The 17,352-nt window shown below is 63.0% G+C and carries 17 protein-coding genes and 1 other RNA gene; 13 read left to right on the top strand and 5 right to left on the bottom strand.

Annotated features, from left to right (window positions below; all coding sequences use genetic code 11):
• The first annotated feature begins 75 nt into the window (after positions 1–75).
• Positions 76–564: an SsrA-binding protein SmpB gene (smpB, locus tag VFG49_RS18660; protein ID WP_324863395.1), complete on the top strand. Its 489-nt coding sequence runs from the start codon at positions 76–78 to the stop codon at positions 562–564.
• On the opposite strand, the gene VFG49_RS18655 is transcribed toward smpB, so the two are convergent.
• Positions 556–1,068 (bottom strand): GNAT family N-acetyltransferase, encoded by a 513-nt coding sequence (locus VFG49_RS18655; protein ID WP_324863393.1) that lies wholly within the window; start codon positions 1,066–1,068, stop codon positions 556–558. The genes smpB and VFG49_RS18655 overlap by 9 nt on opposite strands.
• 102 nt (positions 1,069–1,170) lie before the next feature.
• Here VFG49_RS18655 and ssrA point away from each other — a divergent pair.
• The 3 genes from ssrA (at position 1,171) to VFG49_RS18640 (ending at position 4,321) form a co-directional block, all read left to right on the top strand.
• Positions 1,171–1,523: a transfer-messenger RNA gene (gene ssrA, locus VFG49_RS18650) on the top strand.
• A 388-nt stretch (positions 1,524–1,911) separates the two neighbouring features.
• Positions 1,912–3,930, top strand: a complete 2,019-nt coding sequence (locus VFG49_RS18645) for a BCCT family transporter (RefSeq protein ID WP_324863391.1) — start codon at positions 1,912–1,914, stop codon at positions 3,928–3,930.
• 73 nt (positions 3,931–4,003) lie between these two features.
• A complete protein-coding gene (locus VFG49_RS18640) occupies positions 4,004–4,321 on the top strand; it encodes a hypothetical protein (RefSeq protein WP_324863388.1) in 318 nt (105 codons plus the stop codon).
• A 161-nt stretch (positions 4,322–4,482) separates the two neighbouring features.
• Here VFG49_RS18640 and VFG49_RS18635 read toward each other — a convergent pair whose 3' ends face one another.
• Both VFG49_RS18635 and VFG49_RS18630 read right to left on the bottom strand, forming a co-directional pair.
• The gene (locus tag VFG49_RS18635) at positions 4,483–5,094 is read right to left on the bottom strand and encodes a hypothetical protein (protein WP_324863386.1); all 612 of its coding nucleotides are present in this window, start codon (positions 5,092–5,094) and stop codon (positions 4,483–4,485) included.
• Positions 5,095–5,374: 280 nt separating this feature from the next.
• Positions 5,375–6,160, bottom strand: coding sequence for an SDR family NAD(P)-dependent oxidoreductase (locus tag VFG49_RS18630; protein ID WP_324863384.1), 786 nt, complete (start codon positions 6,158–6,160; stop codon positions 5,375–5,377).
• Between the two features lie 285 nt (positions 6,161–6,445).
• Here VFG49_RS18630 and VFG49_RS18625 point away from each other — a divergent pair, with 285 nt between their 5' ends.
• The 7 genes from VFG49_RS18625 to VFG49_RS18595 all read left to right on the top strand — a co-directional run bounded on the left by VFG49_RS18625 (position 6,446) and on the right by VFG49_RS18595 (position 11,665).
• The gene (locus VFG49_RS18625) at positions 6,446–6,772 is read left to right on the top strand and encodes a hypothetical protein (RefSeq protein WP_324863382.1); all 327 of its coding nucleotides are present in this window, start codon (positions 6,446–6,448) and stop codon (positions 6,770–6,772) included.
• 4 nt (positions 6,773–6,776) lie between these two features.
• Positions 6,777–7,163, top strand: coding sequence for a GntR family transcriptional regulator (locus VFG49_RS18620; RefSeq protein WP_324863380.1), 387 nt, complete (start codon positions 6,777–6,779; stop codon positions 7,161–7,163).
• Positions 7,160–8,017 carry an ABC transporter ATP-binding protein gene (locus VFG49_RS18615; protein ID WP_324863378.1) on the top strand — a complete coding sequence of 286 codons (858 nt, stop codon included), beginning with the start codon at positions 7,160–7,162 and terminating at the stop codon, positions 8,015–8,017. Before VFG49_RS18620 ends, VFG49_RS18615 begins: the two co-directional genes overlap by 4 nt.
• Entirely contained in the window at positions 8,014–8,982 is a 969-nt protein-coding gene (locus tag VFG49_RS18610; protein ID WP_324863376.1) for a hypothetical protein, read from the top strand. Before VFG49_RS18615 ends, VFG49_RS18610 begins: the two co-directional genes overlap by 4 nt.
• Positions 8,983–9,015: 33 nt before the next feature.
• Complete coding sequence (locus VFG49_RS18605; RefSeq protein WP_324863374.1) at positions 9,016–9,702, top strand: hypothetical protein; 687 nt, start codon at positions 9,016–9,018, stop codon at positions 9,700–9,702.
• 151 nt (positions 9,703–9,853) lie between these two features.
• Positions 9,854–11,086, top strand: coding sequence for a serine hydrolase domain-containing protein (locus VFG49_RS18600; protein ID WP_324863372.1), 1,233 nt, complete (start codon positions 9,854–9,856; stop codon positions 11,084–11,086).
• Positions 11,087–11,098: 12 nt separating this feature from the next.
• Entirely contained in the window at positions 11,099–11,665 is a 567-nt protein-coding gene (locus VFG49_RS18595; protein WP_324863370.1) for a DUF2884 family protein, read from the top strand.
• A gap of 116 nt (positions 11,666–11,781) precedes the next feature.
• Here the strand turns inward: VFG49_RS18595 and VFG49_RS18590 are convergent, their stop codons facing one another.
• Positions 11,782–13,179 carry a class II fumarate hydratase gene (locus tag VFG49_RS18590; RefSeq protein ID WP_324863368.1) on the bottom strand — a complete coding sequence of 466 codons (1,398 nt, stop codon included), beginning with the start codon at positions 13,177–13,179 and terminating at the stop codon, positions 11,782–11,784.
• 1,319 nt (positions 13,180–14,498) lie between these two features.
• Between VFG49_RS18590 and purB the strand changes: the two genes are divergently transcribed.
• Positions 14,499–15,866, top strand: a complete 1,368-nt coding sequence (purB, locus tag VFG49_RS18585) for an adenylosuccinate lyase (RefSeq protein ID WP_324863366.1) — start codon at positions 14,499–14,501, stop codon at positions 15,864–15,866.
• A 113-nt stretch (positions 15,867–15,979) separates the two neighbouring features.
• On the opposite strand, the gene gstA is transcribed toward purB, so the two are convergent.
• Positions 15,980–16,597 (bottom strand): glutathione transferase GstA, encoded by a 618-nt coding sequence (gstA, locus tag VFG49_RS18580; protein WP_324863363.1) that lies wholly within the window; start codon positions 16,595–16,597, stop codon positions 15,980–15,982.
• Between the two features lie 146 nt (positions 16,598–16,743).
• Here gstA and VFG49_RS18575 point away from each other — a divergent pair, with 146 nt between their 5' ends.
• Positions 16,744–17,112, top strand: a complete 369-nt coding sequence (locus VFG49_RS18575) for a helix-turn-helix domain-containing protein (protein ID WP_324863361.1) — start codon at positions 16,744–16,746, stop codon at positions 17,110–17,112.
• Positions 17,113–17,352: the final 240 nt, after the last annotated feature.

The following is a 17,352-nucleotide window of genomic DNA, read 5'->3' as shown; positions in this document are numbered from 1 at the left end:
CTCTTATCGGAATCACAGATCCATGCCCGCGTGGCCGGATCAAAAGTCAGGGCAACCGCCCGAAGTTTAACGGACATGGCCAAGCCCAAGGACAAAGACAAACAAGGCGGCACCATTGCGCTCAACAAGCGCGCCCGCCACGAGTACCACATCGACCAGCGCTTCGAGGCCGGCATCGAGCTGCAGGGCTGGGAAGTGAAGTCACTGCGTGCCGGCCGCATCAACTTCGGCGACAGCTACGCCATGGTGATCGCCAATGAAATCCAGTTGGTAGGCACGTCCATCCCGCCGCTGATCAGCGCCTCCACGCACGTGATCGCCAACGATCGCCGCACACGCAAGCTGCTGCTGCATCGCGAGGAAATCGACACGCTGATCGGCGCAGTGGAACGCAAGGGCTACACCCTCATTCCCATGGCTATCTACTGGAAGGCCAACAAGGTGAAGGTGGAAATCGGCCTGGCCAAGGGCAAGCAGGCGCACGACAAACGCGACACCGAAAAAGAACGCGACTGGCAGCGCGAGAAGCAGCGCACCATGCGCGCCCACAATCGCTCAGCCTGATTTTCCCCAGCGGATGCCGGGCTCGCCTTCGGACAGGCCCGCCACGCCCTCGTGCAGCGTCATGTTCATGGCGTCCACCGAGGTGCCGAAACCGAAGCGTTCGTAGATGCAATGCGCTTCCGCCGTGGAATGCAGGTTGAGCGAATCAATTTCCCGGTCCCGCGCCGCCGCGCCAACGGCGGCCAGCAATGCGTTCGCCAAACCCTGTCTGCGGTGGCCTGGCCTCACGTACATGTTGAGCACGTACCAGCCCACGCCGCGGCGAAAATAGGCCGAAGGCAGGTGGCTATAGGGATGGACCGCGACGCAGCCGACCACGCGCCCGTCGAGTTCGGCCAACCATGACAGCAGGCGGCCCTCGGGCATCGCCTCCTCGATCCAGCCACGCAACTGGTCGGCAAAACCGTCTGGCAGTTCCTGATGGAGTTCCTCTTCCAGGAACGCACAGCGCAACTGAGTCAGCACACCTGCATCGGACAGCCCAGCCTGACGAATCCGCAGCATGGCCCTTCCCTTCCGGTGGTGGTCGGCGGCACACAATAGCCTTGACCAACAGGCTTGATGAAAGCCCGACTGCCTCCATATACTGACTGACCATCTTTCCCCGGGGGTGTCATGGCTTCGACGGGGGTAGTGAGATGGCTTGGTGCATGCCGAGGGGGCAGCTTTCCTCGTTAATCCAGCGGCAAAACTCATAGTTGCCAACGACGACAACTACGCTCTGGCCGCTTAAGGCCTAGCCCCGAACCCACTTGTGCTCGTGCTCGTGGATGTAGGGTCATTATCACGAGATCGCCCGAAGCTGCCGCCTGTCGGCAAGGGTCAAATCAAGCAGGCTGGTCCTTCGATGCGCTTTGCACGCTGTGCTGTCGCGGGACGAGATCTAACGGCGAGCTAAGCATGTAGTACTGGGCGTCAAACGCCTTCGGACGCGGGTTCGACTCCCGCCACCTCCACCAACTCGACGTCCTCGGACGTTTCAAGAGGCCGGAGTCCCAATGGGGGCTCCGGCCTTTTTCTTTGCCCGTGGTGGCCCGAGGGATTGCCTGAAGGCCATTGGGCGAATGTCTGGCTCGACATGGCATGGAAATCAGGATGCCCCAGGCACGCGTCGAGGGGGCATGTGGCGCTGGGGAAGTCGCGGCCTGCCGGGATGGCTTGTGCAGGTCCGGGCTAAGAAATTCTACGCAGCCGCAAACAGTAGTTGCACCGTTGTTTCCGCCCCTACCTGCGCCCAAGCTTGCCGAGGCGCCATGTGGTCTTTCTGGAATACCAAGGGGAGCAGCCAGGACGAACGCGCGCGAAATGCTTCGAGCGTCAGCCCTTCGATGCATCTGGAACCTCACCATGCAGACCGGTCCAAGATCCTTCCGCACGACGCTCAAGTCCCAGGTCGTGATTCCTTCGCTCGTGGTCGTGGGTGGCCTGCTTGTGGTTTGTGCATGCTGGCCAGCGAAAGCCGGTGAGGGTTTCGCCGCGATGCAGGGATGGGTCATCGCGCACTTCGATTGGTTCTATGTGCTCTCCGTCGCCGCGTTTCTTGCGTTCCTGATCATCGTGGCGACCAGCAGCTTCGGCAAGATCAAGCTCGGGCCCGATGATGCGCAACCGGAATTCAGCTTCGTCTCGTGGACGGCCATGCTGTTTGCGGCGGGCATGGGTATTGGCCTGATGTACTTCGGTGTGGGCGAACCCATCCAGCATTTCCTGCGCCCGCCCAATGCAGCCGCCGGCACGCCGGACGCCGCGCGGGAAGCCATGCTGATGACCTTTTTCCATTGGGGCTTCAGCGCATGGGCCGTCTATGCCGTGATGGGCCTGGTGCTGGCGTATTTCGGCTTTCGCTACAACCTGCCGCTTACGTTCCGCTCGGGCCTTTATCCAGTCTTGCGCGGACGTATAAACGGCTGGATGGGACATACCGTCGATGCGTTTGCGCTGATCGGTACCGTCGCCGGCATTGCCACCACGCTGGGCTTCGGGGTGATGCAGCTGAGCGCGGGCCTGCATATCGTGGGCGGCTGGGAAACCGACAGCGATACGTTCCGCATCGGCCTCATCGCAGTCGTCATGGTGCTTGCAGGCCTATCCGCTGCCTCGGGGCTGGACAAGGGCGTGCGCATCCTGTCCGAACTCAACCTGTTGCTCGCCATCCTGCTGCTTCTGTTCGTGGCCTGCGCCGGTCCGACCTCGTTCCTGCTGCGGGCGCTGGGCGACAATATCGGCAACTATCTTTCGAGCCTGATCGACCTGTCATTTCATACGTATGCCTACCAGCCACCACGAGAGGAAGGCTGGTTTGCCAGCTGGACCATCCTGTACTGGGCGTGGTGGGTTTCCTGGTCGCCTTTCGTGGGCATGTTCATCGCACGCATCTCGCGTGGCCGCACGATCCGGCAATTCGTGGTTGGCGTGCTGCTGGTGCCCACGACGTTCAATCTGATCTGGATGACCGTGTTCGGCAACAGCGCTATCTGGCTGGATACGCACGATGCAACGGGCGCACTCGCGCAGACCGCGGGCAATGTCGACGCCCTGCTGTTCCGGTTCTTCGACTACCTGCCGCTGACCAAACTTCTGTCCATCGTCGCCATCCTGCTGATCGCGGTGTTCTTCGTGACGTCGGCCGATTCAGGTGCCTACGTCATCGACACCATCGCCACGCGAGGCGCGGCGAATTCGCCGGTTTGGCAACGCTTGTTCTGGGCAGCGCTGCTCGGCGTCACGGCAGCGTTGCTGATCGTGGCGGGCGGACTGAAGGCGCTCCAGGCGGTAACGCTGATCACGGCGCTGCCAGTCACTTGCATCATGCTGGCGCTTTGCTATGGACTATGGCGTGGACTGAAGGCGGACCGGGTGCATTCCTCGCAAACCATGGCGCCCGCCACCAGTTTCTGGACCGGGCAGCACTGGCGCCTGCGGCTGTCGCGCATCCTCAAACAGCACACCGAGGCCGATGCGCGCCAGTTCATCGAGCACACGGTGACGCCAGCGCTTGAACAGGTCGCCGCCGAAATCAGGCAAGGCAACGTCCAGGCGAAGATGCAGCGCAGCCTCGATGTGGCGCAACTTTCCTTGCCTGCCATGGGCCAGCGTGATTTCGTCTATGGTGCACGCGTGGTCAAGAAGGCCGCGCCCGCCTTCATGCCGCGAGGTGCCGCCAACGCAAGCGAACATCCCGATGCCTATGAGGTAACGACCTTCTTCGCCGATGGTCGCGAAGGCTATGTCATCAGCTACCTGCTAGCCGACGAAATCATTGCCGACGTCCTTCGCCAATACGAACGCTATGTGCTTCTCGCAACCGATCGCCGGACGGAACTTCTCAACAAGGCGCCGGGACATCCCGGTTTCGACGACGAGTAGACACCATGGGCGCACGCCTCGCATGGCGCGCACTGCAGGGGCGCATCAGCCACCCGACGCCTGGAAGACGATCATGATCTGTCGTATCTGGCATGGACGAACGGCAAAACGCAAAGCCGACGCGTATGCCCTCTTCCTTGAACAGCGCGCGATACCGGACTATCGCGCCATCGAGGGCGATCTTCGTGTGGAGATACTTCGTCGCGATGAAGGCGATACCAGCCATTTCCTGACGGTGACGCATTGGGTTTCCGAGGACGCCGTGCGCCGGTTTGCCGGAGCGAACCTGCTCCGGGCCAAGTACTACCCGGAGGATGAACTTTTCCTGCTCGAGTTCGAACCGCAAGTGCAGCACTTTGCTATTGTCGCGACAGAGGCGACGCCGGCATAACGGGTGCACGCACGCATGCGAATCGGCCACAGGCCCCGTGCTCGCCTTCGCCACGAAATCGACAAGTGCTTCCAACGGTGGTGCCTGGACAAGGGCGAGCGCAGGTAGGCGTTGCCGTCGACCGGAAAGCGGATGGCGGGTGCACGGGGCGGCCATGGCCCTCACACGTAACTGGACGCACCCACGACGGCCAAGCCGCGCCGGATGTACGGAAAATGCATCACCGGTGGAAGATCTCCCAAGCCGTGCCGGCGCACCAGCGCCTGCACAAGACCTTGCATGTCGCCACCCACGCTGGACGCAACGCGGTTCACCAAGGTGTTGAGTGTGCGAAGGTCCCACGCATCCAGATCGTCAGCGGGTTTCTGATGAAGGCGAACGGCCAGTGTCTCGATGTCCGATCCGGTGCGTGGCGTCATCCATTTCATGAGCAGGGTGAGCACGTGATTCGCCTCGCGATTGAGTGGCGACAGGCGCCCCAGCGGCGCTTCGTCGTGGTTGCCCAGCAGACGGTGCTTGTCGACGGCCAGCAGGTTCAGGGGATCGCAGAATGGAGCAGGCACGATGGTCGCGCCGGCAAGCGCCATCAGCCCCTGCAGGCAATCGATACCAGTGAAACAGGCGTCCACGACGCCCCCGGGCGCGTGCGGAATCGCGCGAAAGCGGTGGAACGGATGACCCGGAGGCAACGCCGCACCACAACAGCAGATGACCTGGCCAGCCTCAGGGACCACGCTATGGCCGACCGCGACCAACGCGTAGTCGCTCAGCATCCGGTGTCGTGCGTTGTCGCTGCATTCGATGCGAAGAGACAGGGGCCACCTCCGCGGTGATGACGGCGGCCTCCGGCCAGCCATTTGGAGCGCAGGCCACCTGCCCTTCATGGCCATGGCTGGCAGGGAGAGAAACCTATCGCGTGTGATGAACCGACGCCGTGGAAATCGGTGAAGTACGGCCATGTTGCGCGAATCGGACGCGCTGATCTTTGGGACTATTCCGAATTTTTCGCCGGCCACCAGGAAACCGGACGACGGCGGCGGGCGAGCCGTGGCGTCAGATCACGCTGGTCTTGCCACCATCCATGGGGATCACCGCGCCGGTGACATAACTGGCCAGCGGCGAGGCCAGGAATACGGCCACATGAGCGATCTCTTCCGGTTCCGCCATGCGCCCCATGGGGATCTCCGCCAACTGTTCCGCAAGCAGTTCGTCGGCAGGCCGCCCCGTGGCACGGGATGCCGCGCCAAGGCCTTCCTGCACGCGCCCGGTGCGCGTGATGCCGGGGTTGATCGCATTCACGCGCACGCCTTTGGCCGCATAGGCGGAGGCATAGCCCACCGTGGCCAGCATCAACGCCGCATTGGCGGCGCCACCGCCGATATGCAGCGGACTGGCCTGGCGTCCGCCCTGCCCGATCACGTTGACGATGCTGCCGCGGCCACGCGCTGCCATGCGCCGGATCACCGGGTCGATGATGTGCATGTAGGTGAAGTACTTCGCCTGCATCGCCGCATGCATGGCATCCGCATGAAGGTCGGCGACGGGCGTGCGTTTTGCGGCGCCGGCGCAATTGACCAGTGCATCGATCGGGCCGAATTCATTCTCGATGTACTCGGCCACCATCTGCGCTTCGACGCTGTCGCTGAGGTCGGCCGCGGCGACGTCGATATGCAGGCCCTCGCCCTGCAGTTCGTGCTGCGCCGCATGCAGGTGAACGATGCCCCGCGAGACGCCCACCACCTTGGCCCCCTCGCGCGCGAACGCGGCCGCGCAGGCCAGGCCGATGCCCTTGCTTGCACCGGTGATCACTACGACACGCCCTGTCAGGCCGACATCCATGGACCGCTTCCTTCTAGGCAACGAGGACATTGAAGCACGGTCGACACCCGCAGCACGTGAGGTGATGCCTGTCATCCGGGATAGCTGATGACCGCTTCTGCCATGCGCGTGCCTTAAAGCCGAGGCTATGCGACACGGGAAGGGCCCGGGCCGGCCCTGACACTCGTTCAGCTTTATAGGCCATCAGTCATATTGCGAATTTTCATCCCGGCTATTGACGCCTCTGGATATGGTGTTATAGTTCACTACAACACCGGTCCACGAGGTCACTAAAGGAGACCCGCCATGAAAGCGAATAACCTGCTAGCACTGACCGCCGCTGCCCTGTTCACCACGGTAGGCCTGGCCGCCATCAACTCCAACGTTCACAGTCTCCCGGTTTCCGAGATCAACGGCGTCAAGGTCATCGACCTGGCTCCGGTGAATGTCCACCCGACGGCTGAAGACATGCGCGCAGCCGTTCTGTCCGACGCCGGCGTGGCCGCCCTGACGGCTTCCCCGCTGCTCCGTCCGGAAGCCATCGCCGCCCGCGGCGCGCTCGGGGCTCAGTTGGCCATGCCCTACTATTCGTTTGGCACGCAGTTCGGTCGCATCAGCAGCAGCAAGGAATAACCGTATGACCATCACCTGGAACGACAGCGTCCCGATTTATCGCCAGCTCCGCGAACGCGTGGTTGCGATGATTCTGGACGGCGCCTTGAACGAGGGCGACCCGCTGCCGTCAGTGCGCCAGGTGGCCGCGGATTTTCAGATCAATCCGCTGACCGTCTCCAAGGCGTACCAGGAACTGGTCGACGATCAACTGGTGGAAAAAAGGAGGGGATTGGGCATGTTCGTGATCGATGGAGCCAGGGAGGCGTTGCTCAAGTCAGAACGCGAGCGCTTCCTTCGCGAAGAATGGCCAGCGCTTTACGCCCGGCTGCAACGCCTTGGGCTGGATCTTAAAACCCTGGTGCGCGAAACCGCCGACAATGCGTCGGCCAACGGGGAGAACCAGCCATGAACGCGGTCGTGACTGCCAGCGGATTGAACAAGCGCTACAAGAACACCGTCGCGCTGGATCATGTGAACTTCCGCATCGAGTCCGGCCGCATCGTGGGCCTGATCGGGCCCAACGGCGCCGGCAAGACCACCGCACTGAAGGCCATCCTGGGCCTCACCGATTTCCAGGGCGAGCTGAACGTGCTGGGCCTGGACCCTCGCACGCAGCGCGACCAGCTGATGGAACAGGTCTGCTTCATCGCCGACGTGGCGGTGCTGCCACGCTGGATCCGGGTACGCGAGGCCGTCGATTTCGTGGCCAACGTGCACCCGCGCTTCAACCGCGCCAAGTGCCAGGCTTTCCTCGCCCGCACCAAGCTGACACCGGACATGCGCGTGAAGCAGATGTCCAAGGGCATGATCGTGCAATTGCACCTGGCCCTGGTGATGGCCATCGACGCCCGCCTGCTGGTGCTGGACGAGCCGACACTCGGCCTGGACATCCTCTATCGCAAGCAGTTCTACCAGAGCCTGCTGGAGGATTACTTCGACGAGAACAAGACGATCATCGTCACCACGCACCAGGTGGAAGAGATAGAACACATCCTTACCGACCTGATGTTCATCCGCGACGGCAAGATCGTGCTGGATGCCGACATGGACGCGGTGGGCGAGCGCTTCGCCGAGGTAATGGTGAGCGCCGACAAGGCCGCCACCGCACGCAGCATGAAGCCGCTGGATGAGCGGCAGGTGTTCGGCAAAAGCATCTTCCTGTTCGACGGCGCCGACCGCGCCACGCTGGAAAGCATGGGCGAGGTACGCCGCCCCACCGTCAGTGACCTGTTTGTTGCCACCATGAAGGGAACCTACGCATGAAAACCTTCTACTGGCTCGTGAAACGCGAATTCTGGGAACACCGCGGCGGCTTCCTATGGGCCCCGGTGATCACGGGCGCGGTCTTTCTCGTGCTCAACATCATGGCCATCATCACCGCCGAAGTACTCGGCGCACGGCATGGCATCGAGATCGGCGGCAGCAACTGGCAGATGATGGTGGCCAAGGCCAACGAGGGCGACCTGGCGCAGATCGGTGCGGGCCTCGACATCGTCATGATGTCCTCCATGGGGCTGATCGGCATCGTGATGGGCATCGTGGTGCTGTTCTACTGTCTCGGCTCGCTTTACGACGACCGACGCGACCGCAGCATCCTGTTCTGGAAGTCCCTGCCGATTTCCAATACCAACACCGTGCTGTCGAAGGTGGTCAGCGCCACGATCCTGGCGCCTGTCATCGCCGTGGTGATCGCCGTCGTCAGCGGACTGATACAGCTGGTGATCTTCGCCCTGGTGCTGTCCTTGCATCATGTGAACGCATGGGAGCTGCTGGGCCTGGCCCATCCGTTCCGCGCCGTGGCCACGCTGGTCACCAGCATTCCGCTGTATGCACTGTGGGCCGTTCCTTCCGTCGGCTGGCTGATGTTCTGCTCGGCCTGGGCACGCACTAAGCCCTTCCTGTGGGCAGTGGCGGTACCGGCGGTGCTGGGTCTGCTGGTGAGCTGGTTCGGCATCATGGGCCTGTTCAACCTGCCCACCGTGTGGTTCTGGAAGAACATCGTGCAACGCGCCCTGCTCAGCGTGTTCCCGGGCTCCAACATCGTCTACAGCGACAGCGCCCTGGAAGCCACTGCCGATCTGGGCGATGCCCACAACCCGCTGAGCGTGCTGTCGCCGATGCACACCTACACCCTGCTCGCCTCGCCCAATCTGTGGCTCGGTGTGCTGGCCGGTGCGGCATTGATCGCCGGCGCCATCTGGTATCGCCGGGTTCGCGACGACAGCTGACATCCAACTGCATTTGCTCGGGGGAGATACATCATGGGAACCAACGCAGTCGCCAGCCGCTTCCTGGCCTTGACCCTGCTGTTGCCACTGGCGGCCTGCAGCTCGTCCGACCACGGCAGCAACAGCGATGTGGCGCAGGCCATGAAGGAGGCGCAGAAGCAGACCTCGCCGTCGCTCATCGGCGCGGAAATCCAGAAGGGCATCGACCAGGCCAAGCAGGAACTGCTCACCAAGGACATCGACGTCACCCAGATCCATGTCGGCGGCCACTCCTCGCATGACAGCGGCACTCGCGCGAAAGCCGTCATCACTCCGGAAGGCCAGCTGGTGATCGCGGGCCATCCGGTGGATGCCACGCCCGAACAGCACGCCTTGCTGGTGGACTACCGCCAACAGATCATCGGCATCGCAAGCGCCGGCATGGACATCGGCGCGAGTAGCGCCAACATGGGGCTTGGCATGGCGAGGGAAGCAATCTTCGGCAAGCTCAGCGGCAAGAGCGACCAGCAGATCGAAGCCGACATCAAGCCGCAGACCGACAAGATCGAGGCTGCAGCCAGGCAACTGTGCAAGCGCATGCCCGACCTCATGACCTCGCAGCAGAAACTCGCCGCCGCCCTGCCTGCCTTCCAGCCGTACGCGACGATGACGCAAAAAGACGTCGACGATTGCGGCAAGCACACGGACAAGAACAGCAAGGAAGGCGTGGTGTTCGATTGATCCGGTTGAACCCGGCGGCCACGCACTCGTTGCGATCGTCTCCGCCCACGCGTTTCGACAGGCACGCGGCGACAGTTTGATGGTTCCTGTCGCGCCCGTAGTTTCCGCATGGATGCGGAGTGCGGGCGGGACAACCTTTCGAGGAGAGGATATGCGCCAGTGGCTTGCCCTTTTCCTTGCGTGCCTGGCCTGCGGTTTCAGCAGTGCGCACGCCGGCACCGACGAATCCAGGCTTCGAGGCAAGGCGCTGGACCAGCGCGTGGAACAGCTGATGCGGGCGGCCCATGTTCCCGGTCTCGCGCTTGCGCTGGTCGAGCATGGACAGGTCACCTACCTGCACGCTTACGGAGAGCGTGATACGGCCAACCACCAGCCGCTGACCGTCGACACGGTCATGTACGCGGCCTCGATTACCAAGGCTGCCTTCAGCTATGCCGTGATGACCCTGGTAGACGAACATCGCCTGGCGCTGGACAAGCCCATCACCAACTTGCTGCCCAAACCACTGCCTGACTACGCCAAGTATGCCGATCTCGCCGGCGACGAACGCTGGCGCAGCATCACGCTTCGCATGCTGCTGGCCCACACCGCCGGCTTTCCCAATTTCCGATTCTTCACCTCCGCTGGCTACGATCCCAAGGGCAAGCTGACCATCGCCTTCGATCCCGGCGCGCGCTTCGCCTATTCCGGAGAAGGCATCAACCTGCTGCAGTTCGCGCTGGAAGAAGGCACGCGTGTGGATGTCGGCGAGCTGATGCAGCGGCAACTGTTCGACCGTTTCGGCATGACGCGCACCGGCATGACATGGCGCGATGCCTTTGCCGACAACCTCGCCGTGAACTACGACGAGGCCGGCAAGCCGCTGGAACACAAGCATCGGGAATCGGTGCGCGCGGCCGGCTCCATGGACACCACGCCCCACGATTACGCACAACTGCTGGCCGGCATGGTGCGCGGTGATGGACTGAGTGCCGGCGCACACGCGGATTGGCTACGTCCGGTGATCCGCATCCATTCCGCGCAGCAATTCCCCACGCTGGATACCGCTACTACCTCGGACAACGACGACATTGCGCTTTCCTATGCCAGCGGCGTGGCCGTCTATCGATCGCCGCAAGGGCCAGCCTGGTTCAAGACCGGGCATGACGATGGCACTAACAACCTCGTCCTGTGCCTGCAAGCCTCGCAGGATTGCGTGATGATCATGAGCAACAGCTCCCATGCCGAGGGCATCTACCGCTATTTGCTGGACATCACGCTCGGAGCGACGTGCTATCCATGGTTCTGGGACAACGACATCCCCTACGATCATCCCGAGTGGAGCAGTAGCGAAGCACGCGGCATGCCGCATCCACCCTGCGCCGACCTTCCCTTTCCACGTTGAGGAGTGAACACGATGATCCACCGTTACTTGCCCTTGTTGCTTGCCATGGCCACGTTGACGGCCGCGTGCAGCGGCGGCTCAGGCAGCGATGTCCAGGTGTTCGGCGGCAGCACCGACATCATCAACAACCGCATCACGCTGCATGAAGGAAGCGTGACCGTTCGCGCCTCGGGAGCACCGGATGCCACGGTCGACGCCCACGGCCAGCTCGCCATCGATGGTCACGACGTGACCGTCAACGACGCGCAACGCGCGCTGCTGCAGCGATACAACGCTGCCGCGCAGGCCATGCGAACCGACGCCATTGCTACCGGCAAGGCGGGCGTGGCCACGGCGACCAAGGCCATCGGCGCCGCCGCCGGCAAGATCACCGGCAGTGCGAATGCGGATGAGGCGAGCGCCAAGGCTGATGAGGCCGCGGCCGACGTGAAGGCTGCCGCCGCCAAGATCTGCGACGACCTCGTCAGCATGAAAACGGCACAGGACGAACTCGCCACGCAGTTGGAGGCGTTCAAGCCGTATGCGCATGCGTTGGACGACGCGAACATCGAGAAGTGCCGCAAGGACACCAGGCACTAAACCGGTATGACACGTAGGAGCGCACCCAGTGCGCGACCGCGGCGGTTGGGCGTCATCGCTCCGTCCACTTTTCGCGCACTGGGTGCGCTCCTACAACAACTGATAAGTGGGACGCCTCAACCGCCTCCCCCGCCACCGCCATGAATGCCACCCTTGGTCAGCGTCATCGGATCGAGCAACTTCTGCAGATCGGCCTTTGAGAGGCCAGTAGTCTCCAGCGCCACATCCAGAATCGGCCGCTTTTCCTTGTATGCCTGCTTGGCCGTCGCCGCGCCCTTTTCGTAACCGATCACTGGGTTGAGCGCGGTCACCAGGATCGGATTCTTCGCCAGCGCCTCTTTCACATGCGCCGTGTTCACCTTGAAACCGGCGATGGCCTTGTCGGCCAACAGCACACTGACGTTGGAAAGAATGCCGATCGACTGCAGCAGGTTGTGCGCCACCAGCGGCAGCATCACGTTGAGCTGGAAGTTGCCAGACTGGCCGGCAATGGTGATCGCGGCGTCGTTGCCGATCACCTGCGCGGCCACCATCGCCGTGGCCTCGGGAATCACCGGATTCACCTTGCCCGGCATGATCGACGAACCGGGTTGCAGCGCTGGTAACTCGATCTCCCCCAGGCCGGCCAGCGGTCCGGAATTCATCCAGCGCAGGTCATTGGCGATCTTCATCAGCGCCACCGCCAGCGTTTTCAGCTGCCCCGACAATTCCACCGCCGCATCCTGGGCCGCCATGCCCTCGAAGAAATTGCCGGCCGACTCGAAGCTGACGCCGGTGAGCTTCTTCAGTTCCCGGGCGACGTTGAGGCCAAACTTCGGGTCCGCGTTGATGCCGGTACCGACGGCGGTGCCACCGAGCGGCAGGCGACGCATGCGCATCAGGCTGTCCTGGATGCGCTCGATCGCCGTGCCGATCTGCGCCGCCCAGCCCGACAGTTCCTGGCCGAAGGTCACCGGCATCGCATCCATCAGGTGCGTGCGACCGGTCTTGGGCACGTTGCGCAGTTCACGCGCACGCCGTTCGATGGTGCGCTTGAGATGCTTGAGCGCCGGCAGCAACCGTTGGCTGGTGGTGAGCGTGGCACTCACATGGATGGTCGTTGGGATCACATCGTTGGAGCTCTGCCCATAGTTGACGTGATCGTTGGGGTGCACCTTCAGACTGCCCTGGCTGGCGACGTGGGCAATCACCTCGTTCGCATTCATGTTGGTGCTGGTGCCGGAACCGGTCTGGAACACATCGATCGGAAACTGGTCGTCATACTCGCCCTCGGCCACTGCCAGCGCCGCCTTGCGGATGGCATGCGCCTGGTTTTTCTTCAGATGACCCAGCAGGAAATTCGCATCGGCTGCCGCGGCCTTGATCAGGCCCAGCGCGCGGATGAAGTCGCGTGGCATGCGCATGCCGGAAATCGGGAAGTTGTCGACGGCGCGCTGTGTCTGCGCCCCGTATAGCGCCCTGGCCGGCACCTTGAGTTCGCCCATGCTGTCGCGTTCGATGCGGAACTGGCTCATGACCTTGGTATTCCTCGGGGAGATGGGTTCGACTATAGGTCGGGGCGCGTTAGTGGGCTGCCAAGGGAGGCGCACGCGTCACTTGCCCCTACTGTAGGAGCGCACCCTGTGCGCGGCTGCCTTTCGCCGCGGCCCTTCCTATTCGTCACTCCTGCGAAGGCTGTACAAGCGCGAAGCGCGCAGAACGCCCGCAGGGCGCCCGAAGGGGCGAGCTTCGCGAGTAGTCCAGTGACTTTCGCCTTTGATCTTCCATTGTCGCCAGCGGGCTCGCCCGCCGCGGGCTTCCGTCCTTCTGCCGGAGGCCGGGTCACTTTCTCTTGCTTGCCCAAGAGAAAGTGACCACAGAGAAGGGCATCCCGCATGGCGCTGACCGGACCTACGGCCCGGCCAGTTCGTGAGGCGCGGCCGGGCTTTTCGACCGGGCTCCTGCCCGGACGAAAAGTGCCCGACGTCCATGTCGGACACCCCTGCGGGGCCTATTCGTCCACCCCCTACCGCCACACAGGGGCTCCTCGAACGCTCGTGCCGCTGCGCGGCACATCGCGGTGAGCAAAGATGTAGCAGCGTGTAGCTGCCTTCTTTGGCATCAAGCGTTTAGGGCACCTATCCACAGGCTTCTCCCATCTGCTTCCACACCTGCTGTGGAAAACCTCAGTGAGTTCGTCTGCTTCTGCGATGCGCGGCTCCCGCTCTCGCTCTGGCTGTGCCTGTGGCCGTGGCTTTTGAACTTCAGTCCCCTATGACGCGAGCAGGCGGGAGGTGGAACAGCCCGCAGGGTGGGCGGCAGGGATGCCGGCCAGTGGATCGTCAGGGCAGGATGCCCAGTCGATCTACCCCGCCTCCCGCCCGCGCCCCCGAAGGGGCGCGGCATCGGGGTGGCCTTTCTCTTGGCATTGCCACCTTCACGGTGGCATTGCCACCTTCACGGTGGTTACTTCTCTTTGGCCAAGCAAAGAGAAGTGACCCGGGCCGCGGCAGCGGTCCGGAAGCCTGCGGCAGGCGAGCAAGCTGCGGGAACAGCAGGTCCTGAAGCCGAGAGCTAAGTCACTGGATTCCCGCTTGACCAGCCAGCGGCTGTTGAAAAGCGCCTCGCGGGAATGACGATGGGGACTGCGGCGAAAGGCGGTCGCGCACTGAGTGCGCTCCTACAGGAGCGTGCGGGCGCACCAATCCGCGATGAGGCTAGATTGGCCCCTCACCCCAACCCTCTCCCCGGAGGGGAGAGGGAGTAAAGCTTCGCGCCCTCGCCAGAGGCGCCAAATCCGCCCCATCCCGCCCCTGTTGTAAAATCTCCCCTTTCCCGCCTTGGAACACCCCCGATGTCCTCCCACGCCCTGACCGCCCTGTCACCGCTGGACGGCCGCTACGCCAGCAAGGTCGAAACGCTGCGCCCGATCTTCAGCGAGTTCGGCCTCATGCACCGCCGCGTGCATGTGGAGATCGAGTGGCTGCTGGCGCTGGCCGCCGACCAGGGCATCGAAGAGTTGCCGGCATTCACCGCCGACCAGATCGCCCGGCTCAAGGGCATCTCGGCGGATTTCAGCGTCGATGACGGTGCCCGCATCAAGACCATCGAGGCCACCACCAACCACGACGTGAAGGCGGTGGAATACTTCATCAAGGAACGCATCGGCAACGACGCGTCGCTGGCGCAGGCCAAGGAGTTCGTGCACTTCGCCTGCACCAGCGAGGACATCAACAACCTCTCCTACGCGCTGATGCTGCGCGACGCGCGCGAGCAGGTGCTGCTGCCGATGATCGACGGCATCATCACCAGGCTGCGTGAGCTGGCCCATGAAAACGCCGCGCTGCCGATGCTCTCGCGCACGCACGGCCAGACCGCTTCGCCGAGCACGCTGGGCAAGGAACTGGCCAACGTGGTCGCGCGCCTGGAGCGTCAACGCAAGCAGCTCGTCGCGCTGGAAATCCCCGGCAAGATCAACGGCGCCGTGGGCAACTACAACGCGCATGCCATCACCTATCCGGAACTGGACTGGCGCGCGTTCTCGCAGCGCTTCGTGGAAAGCCTGGGCCTGGACTACAACCCGTACACCACGCAGATCGAGCCGCATGATGGCGTCGCCGAATATTGCGACGTGATCCGCCGCGCCAACATCATCCTGATCGACCTGGCGCGCGACATCTGGGGCTACATCTCGCTGGGCTATTTCAAGCAGGCGCTGAAGGCGGGTGAAGTCGGTTCGTCGACCATGCCGCACAAGGTCAATCCGATCGACTTCGAAAACGCCGAAGGCAACTTCGGTCTCGCCAATGCCCTGCTCGGCCACTTTGCCGAGAAGCTGCCGATCAGCCGCTGGCAGCGCGACCTCACCGACTCCACCGTGCTGCGTGCGTTGGGCACGGCGTTCGGCCACACCCTGGTGGCGCTGGAATCGTTGAAGAAGGGCCTGGGCAAACTCACCATCAATGCCGACCGTCTTGCCGCCGACCTCGACGCAAGCTGGGAAGTGCTGGCCGAGGCAGTGCAGACCGTGATGCGCCGCTATGGTTTGCCGGAGCCGTACGAACAGCTCAAGGCACTGACGCGCGGCCAGGGCATCACCAAGGACTCCATGCGCACCTTCATCACCGGCCTCGACCTGCCAGCCGATGCGAAGCAGCGCCTGCTCGACCTCACGCCGGGTGGTTATATCGGCCTCGCCGAGCCGCTGGCGAAGGACATCTAACCCGGCAACAACAGCGTTGTGGGAGTGCACCCAGTGCGCGACCGCGGAGTTACAGCTTCACCGCTCCGCAGGCGTGTCGCGCACAGGATGCGCTCCCACAGTTCATCAGTAAATCAGGCCGCCGACTTGATCAGGCCTTCCGCCACCATCGCTTCCTGCACTTTGGGCCGCGCGCCCGCGCGCTTCTGGAACGCCAGCAGCGCGGGGAAATCCGACAAATCCAGATCCACGTGCTTGGCCCAGTTGGTCACCGTGAACAGATAGGCATCGGCCACGCTGAAATGGTCACCCACCAGCCAGTCGTGCTTGGCCAGGCGCTGTTCGATCAAAGCGTAACGCTTGCGCAGGTATTCCTTGCGTTCCTGCTTCACCGCGTCGGTGGTGTCCGGCTTGAACAGCGGCGTGTAGCTCTTGTGCAGTTCGGAATTGATGTAGCCGAGCATTTCCTGCAACCGATAGCGCTCCGCCGTGCCGTTGGCAGGCGCGAGCTTGCTGTCGGGCTTCTGGTCGGCGAGGTATTGCACGATGGCCGGGCCTTCGGTCAGCAGTTCGCCGTTGTCCAGCGCCAGCGCCGGCACATAACCCTTGGGATTGATCTGCCAATAGTCGGCGCCGCTCGCAGTGCGCTTCTCCTTGGTGTCGACCTTCTCCAGCTCCAGCGCGATACCGGCTTCCAGCGCGACGATGTGCGGGGAAAGCGAGCAGGCGCCGGTGGCGTAGTAAAGCTTCATGGCATATCTCCAGTGGTGGGGGAATCTTCGACGCGACGTCCCGTCGCGGAGCAGGGGCCATGCTAGCCACCCATGGTTACTGTTGGATACCACCTAACCCGTGGTTACGCCTAAAATCCGGTAACCACCCAGTTACCGGTACCACCATGGGCCTTCCCGTCCGCAAGAGCAAAGTCGAACCACCGCCCGCTTGCCCGCTCAGCGAAGTGCTCGGCCTGCTGCGTGGCGCGTGGGCACCCAATGTCGTGTGGCTGTTGAGTGGCGAACCGCGTCGCTTCGGCGAATTGCGCCACGACCTGCCGCGCATTTCCGCGCGAGTGCTGAGCGCGCGTCTGCGCGAGCTGGAATCAAGAGGATTGGTGACCCGGCACGTGCTGGATACGTCGCCACCATCGGCCGAGTACGCACTCACCTCTCTGGGACGCGAATTGCTGCCGGCGATCAATGCGCTGGCGTCGGTGGGGCGAAAGCTGATCGATGAGTGGGACATGCATTCGCGAGTGACGCGTAGATAGCGCTTTAGCGCGAGCACTTGCTGTTCCGCCTGCTGGTGGCTAACTCAGTCTTCTCGCACTGAGACTACCTTCGCGTCGCCGCGAGGAAAGGGGCCATCGTGAATCGCCCCGGGTTTCGTGGAGGCCCGTTGGGTTAAGTCATGCCGCCACGCGGGTGGCTTGACTGGCGAGTTGCCGATAGTAGTTTGCTTCAGCCTCTGCAGGCGGAATATAGCCGATGGGTTCCAGCAGGCGATGGTG

Source organism: Dyella sp. (assembly GCF_035685885.1).
Taxonomy (GTDB): domain Bacteria; phylum Pseudomonadota; class Gammaproteobacteria; order Xanthomonadales; family Rhodanobacteraceae; genus Dyella.
The sequence above is the reverse complement of the archived record's forward strand: the minus strand, read 5'-3'. Positions and strand labels throughout refer to the sequence as shown.

Excerpts from the sequence above, each read along its gene's own strand:
- smpB (WP_324863395.1), top strand. The coding sequence starts at position 76 with ATGGCCAAGCCCAAGGACAAAGACAAACAAGGCGGCACCATTGCGCTC.
- VFG49_RS18655 (WP_324863393.1), bottom strand. The coding sequence starts at position 1,068 with ATGCTGCGGATTCGTCAGGCTGGGCTGTCCGATGCAGGTGTGCTGACT.
- VFG49_RS18645 (WP_324863391.1), top strand. The coding sequence starts at position 1,912 with ATGCAGACCGGTCCAAGATCCTTCCGCACGACGCTCAAGTCCCAGGTC.
- VFG49_RS18640 (WP_324863388.1), top strand. The coding sequence starts at position 4,004 with ATGATCTGTCGTATCTGGCATGGACGAACGGCAAAACGCAAAGCCGAC.
- VFG49_RS18635 (WP_324863386.1), bottom strand. The coding sequence starts at position 5,094 with ATGCTGAGCGACTACGCGTTGGTCGCGGTCGGCCATAGCGTGGTCCCT.
- VFG49_RS18630 (WP_324863384.1), bottom strand. The coding sequence starts at position 6,160 with ATGGATGTCGGCCTGACAGGGCGTGTCGTAGTGATCACCGGTGCAAGC.
- VFG49_RS18625 (WP_324863382.1), top strand. The coding sequence starts at position 6,446 with ATGAAAGCGAATAACCTGCTAGCACTGACCGCCGCTGCCCTGTTCACC.
- VFG49_RS18620 (WP_324863380.1), top strand. The coding sequence starts at position 6,777 with ATGACCATCACCTGGAACGACAGCGTCCCGATTTATCGCCAGCTCCGC.
- VFG49_RS18615 (WP_324863378.1), top strand. The coding sequence starts at position 7,160 with ATGAACGCGGTCGTGACTGCCAGCGGATTGAACAAGCGCTACAAGAAC.
- VFG49_RS18610 (WP_324863376.1), top strand. The coding sequence starts at position 8,014 with ATGAAAACCTTCTACTGGCTCGTGAAACGCGAATTCTGGGAACACCGC.
- VFG49_RS18605 (WP_324863374.1), top strand. The coding sequence starts at position 9,016 with ATGGGAACCAACGCAGTCGCCAGCCGCTTCCTGGCCTTGACCCTGCTG.
- VFG49_RS18600 (WP_324863372.1), top strand. The coding sequence starts at position 9,854 with ATGCGCCAGTGGCTTGCCCTTTTCCTTGCGTGCCTGGCCTGCGGTTTC.
- VFG49_RS18595 (WP_324863370.1), top strand. The coding sequence starts at position 11,099 with ATGATCCACCGTTACTTGCCCTTGTTGCTTGCCATGGCCACGTTGACG.
- VFG49_RS18590 (WP_324863368.1), bottom strand. The coding sequence starts at position 13,179 with ATGAGCCAGTTCCGCATCGAACGCGACAGCATGGGCGAACTCAAGGTG.
- purB (WP_324863366.1), top strand. The coding sequence starts at position 14,499 with ATGTCCTCCCACGCCCTGACCGCCCTGTCACCGCTGGACGGCCGCTAC.
- gstA (WP_324863363.1), bottom strand. The coding sequence starts at position 16,597 with ATGAAGCTTTACTACGCCACCGGCGCCTGCTCGCTTTCCCCGCACATC.
- VFG49_RS18575 (WP_324863361.1), top strand. The coding sequence starts at position 16,744 with ATGGGCCTTCCCGTCCGCAAGAGCAAAGTCGAACCACCGCCCGCTTGC.